The sequence below is a fragment of the Haloferax chudinovii genome (assembly GCF_042663345.1).
In the GTDB taxonomy this organism is placed as follows: Archaea; Halobacteriota; Halobacteria; order Halobacteriales; family Haloferacaceae; genus Haloferax; species Haloferax chudinovii.
Genome location: NZ_JBHTAB010000007.1, coordinates 43,291 through 61,208, shown reverse-complemented (window position 1 = coordinate 61,208; position 17,918 = coordinate 43,291). Strand labels below are relative to the sequence as shown.

Annotated in this window: 15 protein-coding genes; 5 read left to right on the top strand and 10 right to left on the bottom strand. The window is 65.7% G+C overall.

Annotated elements, in window-relative coordinates:
- The first annotated feature begins 2 nt into the window (after window positions 1–2).
- The 3 genes from ACFQI8_RS13100 (at window position 3) to ACFQI8_RS13090 (ending at window position 6,913) form a co-directional block, all read left to right on the top strand.
- The gene (locus ACFQI8_RS13100; protein ID WP_390245456.1) at window positions 3–5,096 is read left to right on the top strand and encodes a DNA polymerase II large subunit; all 5,094 of its coding nucleotides are present in this window, start codon (window positions 3–5) and stop codon (window positions 5,094–5,096) included.
- A gap of 561 nt (window positions 5,097–5,657) precedes the next feature.
- Window positions 5,658–5,945, top strand: coding sequence for a DUF7130 family rubredoxin-like protein (locus tag ACFQI8_RS13095; RefSeq protein ID WP_390245454.1), 288 nt, complete (start codon window positions 5,658–5,660; stop codon window positions 5,943–5,945).
- A 71-nt stretch (window positions 5,946–6,016) separates the two neighbouring features.
- Window positions 6,017–6,913, top strand: a complete 897-nt coding sequence (locus ACFQI8_RS13090) for a ketopantoate reductase family protein (protein ID WP_390245452.1) — start codon at window positions 6,017–6,019, stop codon at window positions 6,911–6,913.
- Window positions 6,914–6,951: 38 nt separating this feature from the next.
- On the opposite strand, the gene ACFQI8_RS13085 is transcribed toward ACFQI8_RS13090, so the two are convergent.
- The 6 genes from ACFQI8_RS13085 to ACFQI8_RS13060 form a co-directional block, all read right to left on the bottom strand.
- Window positions 6,952–8,493 (bottom strand): sulfatase, encoded by a 1,542-nt coding sequence (locus ACFQI8_RS13085; RefSeq protein ID WP_390245450.1) that lies wholly within the window; start codon window positions 8,491–8,493, stop codon window positions 6,952–6,954.
- Window positions 8,494–8,571: 78 nt separating this feature from the next.
- Entirely contained in the window at window positions 8,572–8,949 is a 378-nt protein-coding gene (locus tag ACFQI8_RS13080) for a NifU family protein (protein WP_390245448.1), read from the bottom strand.
- A 44-nt stretch (window positions 8,950–8,993) separates the two neighbouring features.
- Window positions 8,994–9,311, bottom strand: a complete 318-nt coding sequence (locus ACFQI8_RS13075; RefSeq protein ID WP_390245446.1) for a DUF5783 family protein — start codon at window positions 9,309–9,311, stop codon at window positions 8,994–8,996.
- Between the two features lie 158 nt (window positions 9,312–9,469).
- The gene (locus ACFQI8_RS13070; protein WP_390245444.1) at window positions 9,470–9,691 is read right to left on the bottom strand and encodes a DUF7557 family protein; all 222 of its coding nucleotides are present in this window, start codon (window positions 9,689–9,691) and stop codon (window positions 9,470–9,472) included.
- A gap of 631 nt (window positions 9,692–10,322) precedes the next feature.
- On the bottom strand, window positions 10,323–11,516 hold the full coding sequence (locus ACFQI8_RS13065; protein ID WP_390245442.1) for an ArsB/NhaD family transporter: 1,194 nt from the start codon (window positions 11,514–11,516) through the stop codon (window positions 10,323–10,325).
- A complete protein-coding gene (locus ACFQI8_RS13060) occupies window positions 11,516–12,160 on the bottom strand; it encodes a hypothetical protein (protein ID WP_390245440.1) in 645 nt (214 codons plus the stop codon). The genes ACFQI8_RS13065 and ACFQI8_RS13060 overlap by 1 nt, the downstream gene beginning before the upstream one ends.
- A 98-nt stretch (window positions 12,161–12,258) precedes the next feature.
- On the opposite strand from ACFQI8_RS13060, the gene ACFQI8_RS13055 reads away from it, so the two are divergent.
- A complete protein-coding gene (locus ACFQI8_RS13055) occupies window positions 12,259–12,585 on the top strand; it encodes a hypothetical protein (RefSeq protein WP_390245438.1) in 327 nt (108 codons plus the stop codon).
- A 60-nt stretch (window positions 12,586–12,645) separates the two neighbouring features.
- Window positions 12,646–13,476, top strand: coding sequence for a polyphosphate kinase 2 (gene ppk2, locus ACFQI8_RS13050; protein ID WP_390245436.1), 831 nt, complete (start codon window positions 12,646–12,648; stop codon window positions 13,474–13,476).
- Here the strand turns inward: ppk2 and ACFQI8_RS13045 are convergent.
- The 4 genes from ACFQI8_RS13045 to cobA form a co-directional block, all read right to left on the bottom strand.
- The gene (locus ACFQI8_RS13045; protein WP_390245434.1) at window positions 13,473–14,948 is read right to left on the bottom strand and encodes a DHH family phosphoesterase; all 1,476 of its coding nucleotides are present in this window, start codon (window positions 14,946–14,948) and stop codon (window positions 13,473–13,475) included. The genes ppk2 and ACFQI8_RS13045 overlap by 4 nt on opposite strands.
- Before the next feature lie 162 nt (window positions 14,949–15,110).
- On the bottom strand, window positions 15,111–16,304 hold the full coding sequence (locus ACFQI8_RS13040; protein ID WP_390245432.1) for an MFS transporter: 1,194 nt from the start codon (window positions 16,302–16,304) through the stop codon (window positions 15,111–15,113).
- 1 nt (window position 16,305) lies between these two features.
- Window positions 16,306–17,049 (bottom strand): uroporphyrinogen-III synthase, encoded by a 744-nt coding sequence (locus tag ACFQI8_RS13035; protein WP_390245428.1) that lies wholly within the window; start codon window positions 17,047–17,049, stop codon window positions 16,306–16,308.
- On the bottom strand, window positions 17,046–17,918 hold the full coding sequence (gene cobA, locus ACFQI8_RS13030; RefSeq protein ID WP_390245426.1) for a uroporphyrinogen-III C-methyltransferase: 873 nt from the start codon (window positions 17,916–17,918) through the stop codon (window positions 17,046–17,048). The genes ACFQI8_RS13035 and cobA overlap by 4 nt, the downstream gene beginning before the upstream one ends.

Here is a 17,918-nt window from a genome sequence, read left to right as displayed (position 1 = left end):
CCGTGCGCGAGGAGGAAACCCGGTACTTCCGTCGCATCGAAGCCCGCCTCGACGAGGCGTTCGACGTCGCGGAGGCCGCGAAGGCGACGGGGTACGACCCGAAGACCGAAGTCGAGATTCCGGTCGCCAAGGACATGGCCGACCGCGTCGAGAACATCCTCGGCATCGACGGCGTCGCAGAGCGCGTCCGCGAGCTCGAAGGCCAGATGTCCCGCGAGGAGGCGGCGCTCGAACTCGTGACCGACTTCGTCGACGGCAACGTCGGCGACTACGACTCCCGCGAGGGCAAAGTCGAGGGCGCGGTCCGCACCGCCGTCGCCCTCCTCACCGAGGGGGTCGTCGCCGCGCCCATCGAGGGCATCGACCGCGTCGAAATCCTCGAAAACGACGACGGCACGGAGTTCGTCAACGTCTACTACGCCGGCCCGATTCGCTCGGCGGGCGGCACCGCACAGGCGCTGTCCGTGCTCGTCGCCGACTACGCCCGCTCGCTCCTCGACATCGACGAGTACAAGGCTCGAACCGACGAGGTCGAGCGCTACGTCGAGGAGATTAACCTCTACGACAAGGAGACCGGCCTCCAGTACTCGCCGAAGGACAAGGAGTCGCGTTTTATCGCCGAGAACATGCCCATCATGCTCGACGGCGAGGCCACGGGCGACGAGGAGGTCTCGGGCTACCGCGACCTCGAACGCGTCGATACCAACTCCGCCCGCGGCGGTATGTGTCTCGTCGCGGCTGAGGGTATCGCCCTCAAGGCCCCGAAGATTCAGCGCTACACCCGCCAGCTCGATGAGGTCGACTGGCCGTGGCTCCAGGACCTCATCGACGGCACCATCGGCAAGGACGACGGCACAGCCGCGACGGCCGACGAGGCGGGAGACGACGGCGACGAGGCCGACGAGGCGGGCACCGACCCGGCCGACGACGGTGACGCGGAACCCGACGCACCCGACGGGCCGACCCGCGTCGAACCCGCAACCAAGTTCCTCCGCGACCTCATCGCGGGCCGCCCGGTGTTCGGCCACCCCTCCGCGCCCGGCGGCTTCCGCCTGCGCTACGGCCGCGCCCGCAACCACGGCTTCGCGACCGCGGGCGTCCACCCCGCGACGATGCACATCGTGGACGACTTCATCGCCACCGGCACCCAAATCAAGACCGAACGCCCCGGCAAGGCCGGCGGCGTCGTCCCCGTCGACTCCATCGAGGGGCCGACGGTCAGACTCGCCAACGGCGACGTGCGCCGCATCGACGACCCCGAGGAGGCCGAGGAGCTACAGAACGGCGTCGAGAAGATTCTCGACCTCGGCGAGTACCTCGTCAACTTCGGCGAGTTCGTCGAGAACAACCACCCACTCGCGCCCGCCTCCTACGTCTTCGAGTGGTGGATTCAGGACTTCGAGGCGACCGAGGCCAACGTGCAGGCGCTCCGCGACGACCCCGCCGTCGACCTCGAAGCGCCGTCGGTCGAGGACGCCCTCTCGTGGGCGACGGAGTTCGACGCCCCGCTCCATCCCGCCTACACCTACCTCTGGCACGATGTCTCAGTCGAGCGGTTCGACGCGCTCGCCGACGCCGTCGCGGCCGGCGAGGTCGTCGCCGCCGAAGCCGACGGCGGCACGGTCGGCGCGCTCGAACACGACAACGAACCCGAGCGCGGACTGGAGGGGACGCTCGTCCTCGACAACACGCCCGAGATTCGAGAGGCGCTCGAACACCTGCTCGTCGCCCACCGACAGACCGACGAGACGCTTCGCGTCCCCGTCTGGCGACCGCTCGCCCGGAGCCTCGGCCTCACCGACGACCGCGAGCGGACGTGGGAACTCGCCGACCTCTCCGAGCGCGCCCGCGAGTGGGACGACGGCGACAACGCCGTCGAGGCCGTCAACGAGGTCGCGCCCTTCACCGTCCGCGAGCGCGCACCCACCCGTATCGGCAACCGCATGGGCCGCCCGGAGAAGTCCGAGCGCCGCGACCTCTCCCCCGCGGTCCACACGCTGTTTCCCATCGGCGAGGCCGGCGGGAGCCAGCGGGACGTGGGCGACGCCGCCAGACACCGCGGCGAGTCCGGCAAGCGCGGCCAGATTTCGGTTCGCCTCGGCCGGCGCAAGTGCCCCGACTGCGGCGCGTTCGGCTTCAAGTCGAAATGTCCAGACTGCGGCGGTCACACCGAACCCCACTACGAGTGCGACGACTGCGGGACCGTCCTCGAACCCGACGAGTCCGGCCGCGTCTACTGCGAGCGCTGTGACTGGGACGTCGAGAGCGCCGAATGGCGGGACATCGACCTGAACTCCGAGTACCGCGACGCCCTCGAACGCGTCGGCGAGCGCGAGTCGTCGTTCCAGATTCTCAAGGGCGTGAAGGGGCTTACCTCTGCGAACAAGACGCCCGAACCAATCGAGAAGGGCGTCCTGCGGGCGAAACACGACGTGTCGTCGTTCAAGGACGGCACCGTCCGCTACGACATGACCGACCTGCCCGTCACCGCGGTCCGCCCCGAGGAGCTCGACGTGACCGCCGACCACTTCCGCGAGCTCGGCTACGAGACGGACATCGACGGCGAACCCCTCCGGTTCGACGACCAACTGGTCGAACTCAAAGTCCAGGACATCGTCCTCTCGAACGGCGCGGCGCAACACATGATGCAGACCGCCGACTTCGTCGACGACCTCCTCGAACAGTTCTACGGCCTCGACCGATTCTACGAAATCGAAGAGCGCGACGACCTCATCGGCGAACTCGTCTTCGGGATGGCCCCCCACACCTCCGCCGCGGTCGTCGGCAGAGTCGTCGGATTCACGACAGCGGCTGTCGGATACGCGCATCCGTACTTTCACGCCGCGAAACGCCGGAACTGCTTCCACCCGGAGACGAAGGTCTGGTACCGAGACGAGACCGACCGGTGGCGATACGACGAGGTTCGAACGCTCGTCGAGGAACGACTCGACGACCCGGAGACCGACGACTTCGGGACGCTCGTTCAGGAACTAGATGGGGACGTGTACGTTCCGTCTCTGACCAGAGACGGCCGGGAGACCGTTAAACCGGTCGAAGCCGTCTCTAAGCACGTCGCACAGGACCACCTCGTCCGCATCGAGACCCGCGGCGGGAGAGAACTAACGGTCACCCCGGACCACACGGTGATTCGAGCCGACGACGGCGGATTCACGCGGATTCCCGCGCACGAACTCGACGAAGGCGACGCGCTTCCGTCGCCCAAGCGCGTCGATATCGACGCGAACCCGGCCCAGTTCGACTTGCTCGATGAGTTCCTGAACGGCGAGTCGATACCGGCCGATGACCTGATGATTCGGGGGCTCGGCGCGGACCGAATCCGGTCGCTCTTCGACGAGCATACCGACGCGAACGGCTACCTGAAACCGGTCGCCGAGCGGCTCGGACGGAGCGATTCGACGGTTCACAACTGGGTCTCTCGTGACAGCGTTCCGGCATCGGTGTTCGTGGAGATTCTCGGAGACGCCGAAACGGTCGTCGACGTGCTTCCGCGTGAGATATCTCTCGGCGTTCGTCGCGATACCGCGACCGTTTCGAGAGTGCTCGATATCGACGAGGCGTTCGGAACTGTTCTGGGGTACTACGCCGCAGAGGGATTCACGAGAGCGTCGCCCGGAAACTTCTACCAGACGACGATCTGTATCCCGGACGAACTCGCCCGCGAACGCATCCTCGATACCGTTAGCGAAGCCCTCGGCGTCGACGCGTTCGAGGAAAACGAGTGGAAGGTCACGGTTTCGAGCCGACTCGTGCAGTCGCTGTTCGCGGACGTCATCGGATGCGGGTCGCGCGCCGAGGACAAACGCGTCCCGGACTCGGTACTCACCGGTCCCGAGTCGGTCCTTCGGTCCTTCCTGTCGGCGTACTTCTCCGGCGACGGGAGCGCGTCTTCGGACCGTGTGGAGGTTCGCGCACACACCGTGAGCGACGACCTCAAACGCGACCTCGTTGCCGCGCTCAAACGCTTCGGCATCGCCTCGAAGACCTACGCTGAGCGCCGAACACCACAGACGGGTGCGGTGGCGGAGTTCTACGACGGAGACGAGGTCCCGACGTTCGACTCGTGGGTCCTCAAAGTCACGTCGGAGAACGCGGTTCGATTCGCCGAGGAGGTCGGTTTCCACCTCCCTCGAAAGCGCGAGGCGCTGGCGAGCGCTCTCGACGACACGGACATCCGAAGTCAGCGTCTCTTCTCGGACGGTGGGGACACGTGGCTCGACGAAGTCGTCTCGGTCGAATACCTCGAAAGCGACATCGACCACACTTACTCGCTGACCGTCGAAGACACCAACTCGCTGGTCGCCAACGACCTCCACGTCGCGCAGTGCGACGGGGACGAAGACTGTGTCATGCTCCTTATGGACGGTCTTCTCAACTTCTCGAAAGAATATCTCCCCGATAAGCGCGGCGGGCAGATGGACGCGCCGCTCGTCATGTCCTCGCGCATCGACCCCTCGGAAATCGACGACGAGGCGCACAACATGGACATCGTGCGGCAGTACCCCCGCGAGTTCTACGAGGCGACCCTGCGGATGGAAGACCCCGACGACTGGGAAGACGAGGTCACCATCGCCGAGGAGTACCTCGGGACGGACCGGGAGTACACCGGGTTCGACCACACCCACGACACGACGGACATCGCCGCCGGCCCGGACCTCTCGGCGTACAAGACCCTCGGGTCGATGATGGACAAGATGGACGCCCAACTGTTCCTCGCGCGGAAGCTCCGGGCGGTCGACGAGACCGACGTGGCCGAGCGCGTCATCGAGTATCACTTCCTACCGGACCTCATCGGGAACCTCCGCGCCTTCTCGCGGCAGGAGACGCGGTGTCTCGACTGCGGCGAGAAGTACCGGCGGATGCCGCTTTCGGGCGACTGCCGGGAGTGCGGCGGCCGGGTGAACCTGACGGTCCACCAAGGCTCGGTGAACAAGTACATGGACACCGCGATTCAGGTGGCGGAGGAGTTCGACTGCCGCGACTACACGAAACAGCGGCTCGAAGTGCTCGAAAAGAGCCTCGAATCGGTCTTCGAGAACGACAAAAACAAACAGTCTGGCATCGCGGACTTCATGTAGTACGGTCGGTTTTTCCTCCAGGTTTTGCGAGTCGAGCGAAGCGAGACTCGGAAAAAGTGGAGAACGAGCAGTCTGGCATCGCGGACTTCATGTAGTACGGTCGGTTTTTCCTCCAGGTTTTGCGAGTCGAGCGAAGCGAGACTCGGAAAAAGTGGAGAACGAGCAGTCTGGCATCGCGGACTTCATGTAGTACGGTCGGCTTTTCCTCCAGGTGTTGCGAGTCGAGCGGGACCGCGCCGGCGACGTTCTGTCACATCTCGTCTTCGACCTGCACTCGGGGTGTGATGCGCCGACAGTTGCCGTTCTTTCTCGGAGTCGTACGCTACTAACCGGTTTTGCTCATCGGTGACTACTATTCCTTCTCGCGCGCGTGACACGGGGGACGCGCGAGCGAGACCGTCTCGCGCTCTGAGCAGTCGAAGGAATCGACGACGCTCTAATTCTATATCGCGTTATTCAGTTTATTATTTATGTCCGGTTCGCGACCAGTCGAACTTCCTGCGGATGTTCGCCTCGATTCGGCCGTTCCATTTTATTCGCTCGCGCGACGAGTAGTCACATATGGCTGACGAGACAGAGCCGACGGTGGGAATGACGGTGTACGCGGAGGACGGAAGCGAACTCGGGAGCATCCGCGGATTCGACGAGGACGGGTTCTACGTCACGATTCGCGGGGGTTTCGCGGGGATGTCCATCGAACACGAGCGCGCTGGCCACGAGTTCGGCGAGGCCGAGTTGATGTGGCGGTGTAGCGACTGCGGCGAGATGGGTGACCTCGACGAACTGCCCGACACCTGTCCGAACTGCGGTGCCGAACGGGAGAACCTCTACTACTGGACCGAGGACTGAGGTCTCGGTCCCGATTTGACCGCCGCGCCGCGAAACTCGCCATTTTTGTCGTCTGCCGAGTACGGGGAGCCATGCGTATTCTCGTCTTCGGTGCGGGCAGTCTGGGCACGCTCGTCGGCGGCCTCCTCGCGTCGGTCCACGACGTGACGCTCGTCGCCCGCGACCCGCACGCCGCGCGGGTCTCGTCGGCCGGTCTCGATATCGTCGGTGCGGAGTCGACGCACGTCTCACCGACCGCGACGACGGCCGAGACGGGCCACGACGCGGACCTCGCGCTCGTCACGGTCAAGTCGTTCGACACCGCTCGGGCCGCCGACGCGCTCGCCGACTGCGACGTGGATGCTGTGCTGTCACTCCAGAACGGACTCACCGAGGCGACGCTCGCCTCTCGCCTCGACGCGCCCGCCCTCGCGGGGACGGCGACTTACGGGGCGCGGCTCGTCGAACCGGGTCGCGTCGAGTGTACCGGCGTCGGCAGGGTCGTCTTGGGCGCGCTCGACGGCGGGCCCGACCCCCTCGCCGAGCGGGTCGGCAAGGCGTTCCGCGACGCGGGGGTCAACGCGCTCGTCGCGACCGACATGCCGCGGCGGCGCTGGGAGAAACTCGCCGTTAACGCCGGCATCAACGCCGTCACCGCGCTCTCGCGGGTCGAAAACGGCGCGCTCCGGTCGAGCGATGCCAACGACCTCGCACACCGAGCCGCCCGCGAGACGGCCCGCGTCGCCCGATTAGAACGGGTCTCGCTCTCGAACCGCGTCGCCCGCGAGGCGGTCGACCGCGTGGTCGAGAAAACCGCCGCGAACCGCTCGTCGATGCTACAGGACGTCGCGGCCGAAAAGCGCACCGAGGTCGACGCCATCAACGGCGCGGTGGTCGACATCGCCGCCGAACACGGCTTCGAAGTGCCGACGAACCGGACGCTCGCGGCGCTCCTCCGGGCGTGGGAACGGGGAGCGGGGCTTCGGTAGTGGGATAAAGCGGGCTCCCGGTCGGAGCGGGCCGGTCGCTATTCGAGGTAGCCGAGGTCGCGCAGTCGGTCCTGTGTCTCGTCGTCCATCCGGTCGACCGAGTCGTCCGACACGTCGGTGTCGAGCGCGTCGGTCCACGCGCCGCCGATGGCGTCTTCGAACTCCGCGAGGGCGGCCTCCGTCTCCGCGATTGCCTCGTCGTCGGCGTCGGCGACGTTCTCGGTCTCCTCGGGGTCGGCGTCGATGCGGTAGGCCTCGTCGGGGATGCGGTCGATTCGGACGTACTTGGCGTCGGTCCGCCGCGCCGCCCGCATTCGGGAGTAGAACCGCGAGTCCTCGGGGAGCGTGATGCCCGCGCTCGACGCCTTCTCCTCTAACTGCTTGAGCTCGACCACGGGTCGGGAGTACTCGACGAAGGCGTACTCGCCGTCTCGGCGCTGGCCGGGGTCGCCGTTCGTCGCGCGCGAGAACTCCCGGTAGTCGGTCGACAGGAGCGAACGCGTGCGGTCGAGGCCGACCGCGTCGTCGCCGGGGTTCGCGGGCTCGCCGCCCTCGACGCCGAGCGAGTCGAGCACCGTGTGGTAGAGGTCGACCAGTTCGACTTGGTCGTCGCGTCGCTCCGCGTCGAGGTCGGGGTGTTTGACCATGAGCGGGACGTTGACGAGCGGGTCGTACAGGCAGAACTCGTGGCCGTAGAGGCCGTGTTCGCCGTGGAGCTCGCCGTGGTCGGCGCAGACGACGACCATGGTGTCGTCCCAGCGGTCGGTCTCTTTCAGATGGTCGAACAGTCGGGTGAGCTGGTCGTCGATGTGGGCGATTTCGGCGTCGTAGAGCCCGCTGATGTCCTCCCACTCGTCGTCGTCAATCTCGTCGGCACCGGCGTTGTACTCCTTGGAGTTCTGGCAGACCTCGGTCGAATCGACGCCGGGCGCGAAGCGCTCTTTGTACTCTTCGGGCGGGTGGTACGGCAGATGCGCGTCCATGAGATTGACGAACGCGAAGAACTCCTCGGAATCGTCGACGAAGTCGATGGTCTGGTCGATGACCGCGGGCGTCTTCGAGTCCGCGCCCTCGCCGCCGGCGAGGTACTCGTGGGCGGTGTTGCCGAGGCTGACGAGCTTGTCCGCGAGCGTCCGGAGCGCGTCGCTGTCGTTCATCGTCTTCCACGCCTTCGCCAGCGGCCCCGACAGGAACTCGCCGGGCATGACCTCGAAGAAGTTGTCCTGCTCGGCGAACCCGTCGGTCAGGTGCGTGTACGGTGTTATCCACGCGTTCGAGGAGTAACAGGCGGTGTCGTAGCCGGCCGCCGAGAGCGTCTCGGCGAGGGTCGTCGCGCCTTCCAGATAGGGGTTCTCTTGGTCGGCCCCGTGCTGGCTGGGGTACATCCCGGTGAAAAGTGAGGCGTGGACCGGTAGGGTCCACGGCGCGGGCGCGACGGCCTGCTCGAAGACGGTCGCCTCGTCGGCGAACCGGTCGAGGCCCGGCGTCGTCGGGCGGTCGTAGCCGTACGTCGTGAGGTGGTCCTTTCGGACCGTGTCCATGACGACGAAGAGGACGTTCTCGGGCGACTCGGCAGTCATACCCGTGGGTGGGGAGTAGTCGCCGATAAAACTCCTGTTCTCGGCCGCCGACGGGACGAAAACGTCCGAATCGTCGAGTTAGAACGGAGCCTGTGGGCCTTGGTCGTCTTCGATATCGGTCGTGTCGTCGCTGGTGTCGCCGGGGAACGACGGACTGCCGCCGCGGCTGTCGCCGCCCATACCGCCGTCGCCGCCCATGCCGGTGTCGGCGTGGACCTCGTTGATCTCGGGAATCTCCTTGACCATGCGGGTCTTGATGGCCTGGATGGTCATCGGGGAGATACCGCACCCGGAGCAAGCGCCGCCGAGGAGAACGGTAACCTCGCCGGTCTCGCGGTTGAGGTCGCGGATGGCCGCGCTACCGCCGTGCATCTGGATCTGCGGGAAGTTCCGACGGAGGAAGTTCACGACACGCTCTTTGAGGTCGTCCTCGCCGTCCTGCGTCTCCGTGCTCATGTACGCGGCTTCGAGGTGAACGTGCTTAGGCCTTTGGTTCGGGGTTACTCCTCGACGCCGAAGACCCGCCGGAGCTCGCCTTCTATCTCGTCGACGTAGCGGTCGAGGACGGCTTCCAGCTCGCCGTCGTCGATTTCGACCGCCGTCAGCCGCTCGGCGGGATTCTCGGGGAGCCGAACGGAGAAGTCGCCGTCCTCGTAGAACGGCTCCGACTCGTTGAGAATCTGCTGGTCGACCCCGTGGATGAGCGACGAGTCGAACTCGTCGTTCATCGTCTCGAAGGCGTTCTTGTACGCGCGCTGGAGTTCGGGGAAGTAGTTGGCGTACTTGTCCTCGAACTTGTCGGGGTCGAAGTCGGTCATACCCGGAGCTTTCGCGCTCCCGGCAAAAAATCGGACGGTTGGTTCGCCGGGACTACGGATTTTGTATAGCAACGTAGCGTTTATCGACTGCTCGTCACCCGAACGGCGATTCAACTCTTAGCGCGTCTCAAATACGGAAAATCGAGCGACGGGGAGCGTCACTCGATGAGCGGGCTGTCCACGCGCGCGGCGGAGAGTTCGCTCGCCACGAAGATGGACGCGAGCTCGGTTATCAGTTCGTCGTACGACTCGTCGTCCTCGCGCAGTGCGTCGAGTCGCTCGACGGTTCGACGGTCCAGTTCGACCGTCTCTGTTTGTACCTCCGGTTCGTAGCCGACCGGGTAGTCGTATTCGGCCTCGTTCGAGTTGGCAGTCGCCATCGTTCACCCCACTCCGGCATGCGTGCCGGTGCCATGACATACACAACCATCCGATATGAGGATTTCGCGGATTTCGAGCCGCAGACGGAACGCGAGCTCGGTCTGCTCTCGGCTCATCGCTTTTCGACCTCCACAAAATAAACTATATACCGCGATATCGAATTGTGACCGAGTGAAGTTGCGGCTCTCCGGGCTATCGCACCACAAGGATAGAATTTCAGCCGAATCAACGAACTTGCCGTGCTTCAGACTCGGGTCAGGTGGGTCTGTGTCGCCTAGGACCTCTGATTACCTGATTCCAGTCTGCTTCTTCAACAGTATTAATACGACAAATTCTGGTGTGTATTAAATACCGTAATCCGAAGCAACTCCCGGCAGTTGCGAAGAACTGCGGCACCTCTCAAAACCCTGCTACGGCAGGTGAGATGGGTGTTGTCGGGCGGAGTGGAGCCGCCAACCCTCACGACGTATCGGGCGTTCAGGTGTTCATTCCAGCCGACCCATCCCGGGAAGGTCGAGGGGAATTAAATTCGCTTGCGACGGCACGGACCATTTTGGGACGTGCGGTCAAAACGGTGGAGCCCGGGGTTTATCCTCGCGGTACTTCACTCCGGATACCACAACTGTACAATCAAACTACTTTGAGTACGCCAACGGCAGCTATTGAGGTGGCAACAGCGAGTGGGAACCCGGTTTTGAGGAGTTTCCAGAGCGAAATTTCGACGTTCTCGCGACGTGCTTGGTCGAGCACGATGAGTGTTGCCGCACTTCCGATCGGTGTCGCCACCCCCGCAAGTGTACTCACAGCCGCGAGAACGAACCACTCGCCAGTCGACTCGACTGTATGCGCGAGAAGGACGACTGCGGGAACGTTGCTTACGAGATTCGAGAGTCCAAACGTGAGCGTAGCGAGCGAGAACTGCCGGGTGGCCGTCGTCAATAGGTGTGCGACACCTGCCTGTTCCAGCGCACCGACGAGAACGAAGATCCCTGCGAACATGACGAGGATTCCCCAGTCGAGGTCCTGAACGATGTCGGCCCCTGGCACTCGACGGTAGAACTGTAGCCACGCAATGTGCACGATCCCCATCGTCGTCGCCAGTACTCCCGGTTGTCCTGAGGGGAAGATAACGAGCACTCCGAGCGTCGCCACAACGAACGCACCGCTAGTGAGACCCCAGCCGATATCGAGCGGTGGACGGTCGACACCCGCTTGCACTGGTGTCGTCTCAGCAACCGCCCACAAGACGACTGCCGTGAAGGTAAGTACGCCGACCGTCACCGGCACGAGGGTCGTGACAAACTTCGCGGTGGTGATGCCGCTCTCTGCGAGTATGAACGCGTTCTGGGGATTGCCGAGCGGTGTGGCCAAACTTCCGATATTCGCACCGAGTATGACGGCCAACAGCGGCAGTACCGGATCGATATCACCGACCCTGGTTGCCGTAACGAGGATCGGTGTCAGTAGAAGTACCGTCGCATCGTTCAGGGCAACAGCACTCAGAAGGGCACTTAGTCCGAGCGTGCCCAGCGTCAACTGGCGAGCGCTGGCCGACCGGTCGACGAGGATAGCGGCCGCCCACTCGTAACAGCCACTCCGTCGGAGCCCCTCGACATGACACAACATCCCAAACAATAGTAGTAGCGTCGTCGTGTCGAGGCTTGCCAAGGCTTGTTCCGGGGAGAGATACCCGAGCGAGACAATCAAGACAGCCCCGACAGCACTCGTGATCGCACGACTCAGTGGGATATCACCGATCCGTGGCCGCGCGAGCAGTGCGAACGTCCCACCAGTAATCCCGACAGCCAGGACCTGTGAGGGCATCAGCGACTCGCCTCGAACTCGTCGAGTTCCGCTTCCAGATAGGTCGTTAGCTGATCGATGACGGGTGGGTGTCCCTTGACCTGGATGACAACCGCTGTCTCTTCACCCTCTGTCGAGAGCGATACCTCCACGTCTGCACGTCCCTTGTTCGTGTACACTTCGTACGCGCTGTCGCCCGTTTCTTCTCCTTTCTTTCTCGAAATTAGGTACTGGACCATCGAACGGACCGTGTCTGGGTCTGCAGTGATTGATCGTTCTATAGAGCGTTGTTCGGGCGTACGTGGGGCCTTGATCGACGAGAGCGCGTACGCATCGATCTGTTCGGGCCGAAATCTGACGAGTAGGTCCTCGTACAACTCCTCCTGATCGACCTCCTCCGCAACGCGGACTATTCCTTCTGGTTTGTATAGATTTCCGCCTTCCCAGGTGTTGAACAGGTACTCCGCGCGTTTCCGTTCTGCATCGTCCTCGTATGAAACGACGAACAGAAAGCCGTCGGCGTCTCTTGAGTGTTCGGTGGAGTCCTCTGGATGTGGTGGTTCCTGTGTGTGTGGCTCTTCGTGAGGAGGGCCCGGAGAATCCGGTGGGTCGTCATGTGGGTGTTCGTGTCCGGGTTCGTCGTGTGGGTCGCGGTGAGGTGGCATAGTACTGTATTCGACTCCGAGCGCTCGGATGATTGACCTCTATGGAAATTACGGATTATTCTCCATAATGGAGAAACACATTCTAATATTTAAATATTTTGCTAAACCTCCAGGATATCGAATATGCGGTGTGGGAAGAAGTACGCTCGCTCTGGTATGCATTGAGCGTGCCGGCCTCAACTACGGTGCTCGAACTCGAAACGGGGAGTCGTAGCCAGAACGTCGTGGTGGTTAAAGACAACCGGAGTTATGCTCGGAACGTCGTTGAATATTGGCTATCTAAGAGAATACACGCTCGAACACAAGTAATCGTCTGCGGCTACGGAACCTTCGGCAACACGGTGTCGGCGCGGTTCCGCGAACTGGGCCGCGACGTGGTCGTCCCGGAACTCGTGAGCGGCGAGCAGGTCTGTTCGGAGCTCTGAGCCGCCGCGCCGACCCATCTTCTCCACCTGCTATTTGTTTACAGCGCACGCAGTTCTCGTATGTCCGCCGACGAGCCCCGCTACGACGACGAGGGCGTCCTCAAGAAGAAACACTACAAACGCGAGCTGAACCGTCTCCAGGAGGAGCTGGTGAAACTCCAGTACTGGATAAAGGAACACGACCTCCGGGTCTGCGTCGTCTTCGAGGGCCGCGACGCCGCGGGGAAAGGCGGCGTCATCAAGCGCATCACTCGCCGGCTCAATCCGCGGGTGGCGCGGGTCGTCGCGCTCGGCACGCCCACGGAGCGAGAGCGCGGCCAGTGGTACTTCCAGCGGTACGTCGAACAGCTTCCGACTGAGGGCGAGATGGTGCTTTTCGACCGGAGTTGGTACAACCGCGCGGGCGTCGAGCGGGTGATGGGCTTCTGCACCGACGAGGAGTACGAGGAGTTCCTGCGGACCTGCCCCGAGTTCGAGCGGATGCTCGTCCGCTCGGGTATCGTCCTCGTCAAGTACTGGTTCTCCATCAGCGACGAAGAACAGGAACGGCGGTTCCAGAAGCGAAACGAGGACCCGAAGCGCCGCTGGAAGCTCAGTCCGATGGACCTCGAAGCGCGCTCGCGGTGGGCCGACTACTCGGAGGCCAAAGACCGGATGTTCGAACACACCGACGTCGACGAGGCCCCGTGGCACGTCGTCAACGCCGACGTGAAGCGCCACGCGCGACTCAACTGCATCTCGCACCTGCTGGACCAAATCGACTACGAGGACCTGACACCCGACCCAATCGAACTCCCGTCTCGACAGGACGACACCGGATACGAACGTCCGCCAATCGACAGTCAAAACTGGGTGCCCGCGCGGTTCGGGTCGAACCCGGTCGACGATTAGTCCGCGTTCTCAGCCAACTGCTCGCCGACGATGCGGTCCGCCTCGGCGATGAACGCCTCGACTTTCCCTTTCGGAATCGTCGCGCCCGCGGCGACGTCGTGGCCGCCGCCGTCGCCGCCGACCGCCCGAGACGCCTCGCGCATGACCGCCGAGAGGTCCAGTCCGTCTCGGACCATCACGTACGACCCGCGCGAGGAGACTTTCACCTCGCCCTCCTCGGTGTCGGCGAACGCGAGGACGGGAATCCCGCTTCGGGTCGCGTCGGTGCCGACGGCCATCCCGGCGACGATGCCGACGATGGTCTCGCGTATCTCACTGCCCGCGTCGAACCACTGGAGGTTATCCTCGACGCGGACGCCGTGTTCCTTCACCCACTGGAGGCCGTTCGAGAGGTTCTTGCGGTGGTTTCGCAGGAGCCTGCGCGCTCTGTCGAGCGCCGCGTCGCGCTCGCCGAGACAGACCGCGAGGCCCACGTCGGCGCGGTCGTAGCGCGCGGTCGCGTTCAGGAGCGTCGAGAACTCGCTCACGTCGCGGAGTTCGGTCCCCTCCTGTTCCCGAGAGAGCACGTAGGTCGTCCCCACGAGGTCGTCGATGCGAGAGGCGGGCACGCCGCTGGCGATGGCGCGGCGAATCAGGGCGCTGGCGAGCGTCTGGCGCTCGTCGCCGGTGAGGTCGACCCAGCGCTTCCACTCGCCGTCGTCGTCGCGGCAGGCCACGTCGAGTTTGGTGAGGAACTCGATGGCTCCGGCCTCGTTGTTCGAGATGCCGGGGATGCGCACGTCGGTCGCGTACTGGAGCAGTTTCGGGAGCGCGCGGGTCTGGCGGCCGTAGATGCGGAGGTCGGTGCTCTCCTCGACGACGCCGGCCGCGACGCCCTCGTCGACGATGCCCGCGTTTGCCCCGCGGAGTTCGCCGTTCGTGTCCTGCATATCGCCGACTGCGCCGACGACCGCGAGGGCGGCGAGGTCGCGGTTGTCGCCAGTGTGAGAGCCCGTCTCACGAGCGGACGGGCTGTGCCCGTCAGCGTCCTCGGGTTCGAGCGCCCGCGCGAGGACGTAGCTCGCGCCCGCGCCGGAGAGTTCGCTCGCGCCGTTGAGGCCGAATCGGAGCGGGTTGAGGTGGTGGTCGGTCTCGACGCCCTCGGCGGGCTGGTGGTGGTCGGCGATGACAGGGTGGAAGTCGCCCGCCGCCTCGTATTCGGCGACGATGTCGAGCTGGCCGCTTCCGAAGTCCGTGAACAGCACGGTGTCGTAGTCGGTCGCCGCGATGTCGGCCACGGCGGCCTCGTCGAGTTGGCGGCAGAACACCGTTTCGAAGGCGATGCCGGCGCGTTCGAGCGCGGTCGAGGCGATGCCGGCGCTCGTCAACCCGTCGGCGTCGATGTGCGAGGCGAGAAGCACCCGGTCGGCGTCACGGAGGCGGGCCGCGCAGGCCGCCGCGTGCTCGGTGAGTTCGGGGACGGGTCCGTCCATTGGTGTGGTACTCACGCCCTCTCGGGCATAAACGCTGGTAGTCCGGCCACCCGACCCCTTCGTTTCCACTCCAGTTCGACGGCGAACACGGCCGTCGGTGCCGCGGTTCGGTATAAGAAGGTTCGCTCGCGGGACGCGGGACTGGTCGGCCGCGACCGCCGGTCAGATTCGCCGCCGGACGACGAACAGGAGGACGGCCGCGAGCACCGTCGAGCCGGCGACGAGCGCCCAGCCGGCTCCGTAGCCCGTCGACTCCACGACGAAGCCGAAAAGCGGCGGGGCGACGAGGCCGCCGACGTTGAGCGCGGTCTGGCCGCCGGCGGTCGCCGCGCCGATGTCGCCGTCGTCGACGACGCCGCTCAGACAGGAGTAGAAGACGCCGGTCGAGCCGTGGATGGTGAGGCCGAGCGCGACGAAGACGGCGATGGTGAGCGCGAACGAGCCGCCCGCGCCGACGAGGAGCGAAAAGAGGACGACCGCCCCGGCCAGCTGGACGAGCGCGACGGTGGCCGCGCCGCGGGGCCCGCCGAGACGGTCGGCGAGGCTCCCCGCACCGATGCGGCCGACGCTTCCGGTCACCTGCGTCGCCGCGAGGACGCCCCCGGCGAGGGCGGGGCCGGTCCCGACCACGTCCTGCACGTAGAGGACGGTGTAGCCGAGCATCGAGAAGATGGACGCGCCGATGAACAGCGCGGCGGCGACGAGCGCGACGTAGGCGCGGTTGTCGCCGAGGCCGGCGAGCCGGGGTCGTTCGAGCCGGCCGGTTCCCGGATTCCCGCGGTAGCGCGTCGCGAAGACGAGCGCGTAGCCGGCGGCGAAGACGGCGATGGCCCAGAAGCCGACCTGCCACGCCGCGACGACGGCGACACCGGTGACGACGAGCGACGACGCTCCGCTCCCGAGGGTGACGCCGACCTGTTTCAGCCCCATGGCGAGGTTCTTGCTCCCGGCGGGCGCGGCCGCGACGATGCCGCGGTTCGACGCCGGCATCGCGGTCGAGTAGGCCGCACCGAGGAGCGCCACCGTCACCAACAACAGCGCGTACGACGGCGGCGCGAACGTGACGCCGACGAGCGCGACCGACAGCGCCAGCAGGCCGACGACCATCACGGGCTTTTCGCCGTAGCCGTCGACGGCCGCGCCGCTCGGAAAGAGAAACACCGTGTAGCCGAGCAGACCGGCGGTCAGGAACAGCCCGACCAGCGACTCGGAGACCGAAAACGCGTCGCGGACGAAGCCGGTCGCCGCGAAGATGGCGTAGTAACAGAGGCTCGCGGCGGTCTGCCAGCCGGCGACCGAGCCGACCGCGCGCCACGAGCCGTCTCCCGTCTCGTCTCCCGCCTCGCTCCCCGTCACGTCACTCGTGGTACGTCGGCGCGGCAGTCTCGACCGCGGCGACCGCGAGCGCTTCGAACGTCGCCTCGTCGGGGACGACGGTCACGTCGATGCCGTGGGACGCCGCGGTGTCGCGGGTCGGTGGCCCGATTGCGCCGACGACCGCGTCGTTCAGGCCGGCGACTGCCTCGTCGCGGACACCCCGCTCCGCGGCGGCGTCGAGGAAGTGTTCGACCGTGAGTGACGAGGTGAAGAGGGCGGCTTCGAGGTCGCCGGCGGCGGCCATCTCAGCCGACTTCCCGGCTCCCTCGGGGCGGACAAGTCGGTAGAGCACCGTCTCGTGAACGTCCGCGCCCGCGTCGCGCAGGCCGTCCGTGAGGACCGGACTGCCGTGGTCGCTCCGGGCGACTTCGACCGTCGCGCCGTCCACGTCGGGCGCGAGGTGTTCGACCAGCCCGGCCGAGGTGTACTCGTCGGGGACGCGGTCGACCGTCCACCCCGCCTCGCGGGCGGCGTCGGCGGTCGCGGGGCCGATACAGCACAGCACCGAGTCGCCGGGGTTCCAGCCGGCCTCGTCGAGGAGCTCGACGCCGGTCTTGCTCGTCAGGACGACGAACGCGCCGGGTTCGGGCGTCGCGCCGGTCGGCTCGATTGCGAGCATCGGGTCGGGTACGGGCGTCGCGCCGAGCGAGTCGAGGAGTTCGACGGCGCGCTCGATGCGGTCGTCGTCGGGGCGGAAGACGGCCGTGCGGACCTGCTGGCTCATTCGTCTCCTCCGGTACCTCCCGCGGTCGCGTCGGCCTCAGCGAGGGCGTCCGCGCCGCCGCCCTGCAGGAACCGCTTGACGCGGTCGCGGGTCGCCGCAACCTCGCCGATGACGGTGATTGCGGGCGGTTCGATGTCGGCCTCGTCGCGCGCGTCGACGATGGTGTCGAGCGTGCCGGTGGCGACGCGCATGTCGGGCCACGTCGCCCGCTCGATGAGGGCGACGGGCGTGTCGCCGTCCATCCCCGCCTCGCGGAGTTCGGCGGTGTACAGCGGGAGTTTGCCGACGCCCATGAGCACGACGAGCGTCCCGCCGGTCGCGGCGAGCGCGTCCCAGTCGACCGCGGACTCGTCTTTCGTCGGGTCCTCGTGGCCGGTGACGAACGACACCGACGAGACGTGGTCGCGGTGGGTGACGGGGATGCCCGCCGACCCGGGGCCGGCGACCGCCGAGGTGATTCCCGGGACGACCTCGAAGGGAATCCCGTTGTCGGCGAGGTGTTCTATCTCCTCGCCGCCCCGGCCGAAGACGAACGGGTCGCCGCCCTTCAGGCGCACCACGTCCTTACCCTCGCGGGCGAGTTCGACCAGTCGGGTGTTCGTGTACTCCTGCGGCGTCCACTCCCCGCCGGCGCGCTTGCCCACGTCCTCGCGCTTCTCGGCCGGAATCATCCCAAGAATCTCCGGGCCGGGGAGCTTGTCGTGGAGCACCACGTCCGCCTCGTCGATGAGGCGGGCGGCCTTCATCGTCAGCAGTTCCGGGTCGCCCGGACCGCTCCCGACGAGGTGGACCGTGCCGACGCCGTCGCCGTCAGTCGCGTCTCCGTCCGAGTGCTCGTCGGTCGTCGCTCGCTGGTCGTCGGCCGTCAT

What these genes read in the sequence shown, in the direction of transcription:
- ACFQI8_RS13095 (WP_390245454.1), top strand. Translation starts at nt 5,658, where the DNA reads ATGGCTGACGAGACAGAGCCGACGGTGGGAATGACGGTGTACGCGGAG.
- ACFQI8_RS13090 (WP_390245452.1), top strand. Translation starts at nt 6,017, where the DNA reads ATGCGTATTCTCGTCTTCGGTGCGGGCAGTCTGGGCACGCTCGTCGGC.
- ACFQI8_RS13085 (WP_390245450.1), bottom strand. Translation starts at nt 8,493, where the DNA reads ATGACTGCCGAGTCGCCCGAGAACGTCCTCTTCGTCGTCATGGACACG.
- ACFQI8_RS13080 (WP_390245448.1), bottom strand. Translation starts at nt 8,949, where the DNA reads ATGAGCACGGAGACGCAGGACGGCGAGGACGACCTCAAAGAGCGTGTC.
- ACFQI8_RS13075 (WP_390245446.1), bottom strand. Translation starts at nt 9,311, where the DNA reads ATGACCGACTTCGACCCCGACAAGTTCGAGGACAAGTACGCCAACTAC.
- ACFQI8_RS13070 (WP_390245444.1), bottom strand. Translation starts at nt 9,691, where the DNA reads ATGGCGACTGCCAACTCGAACGAGGCCGAATACGACTACCCGGTCGGC.
- ACFQI8_RS13065 (WP_390245442.1), bottom strand. Translation starts at nt 11,516, where the DNA reads ATGCCCTCACAGGTCCTGGCTGTCGGGATTACTGGTGGGACGTTCGCA.
- ACFQI8_RS13060 (WP_390245440.1), bottom strand. Translation starts at nt 12,160, where the DNA reads ATGCCACCTCACCGCGACCCACACGACGAACCCGGACACGAACACCCA.
- ppk2 (WP_390245436.1), top strand. Translation starts at nt 12,646, where the DNA reads ATGTCCGCCGACGAGCCCCGCTACGACGACGAGGGCGTCCTCAAGAAG.
- ACFQI8_RS13045 (WP_390245434.1), bottom strand. Translation starts at nt 14,948, where the DNA reads ATGGACGGACCCGTCCCCGAACTCACCGAGCACGCGGCGGCCTGCGCG.
- ACFQI8_RS13035 (WP_390245428.1), bottom strand. Translation starts at nt 17,049, where the DNA reads ATGAGCCAGCAGGTCCGCACGGCCGTCTTCCGCCCCGACGACGACCGC.
- cobA (WP_390245426.1), bottom strand. Translation starts at nt 17,918, where the DNA reads ATGACGGCCGACGACCAGCGAGCGACGACCGACGAGCACTCGGACGGA.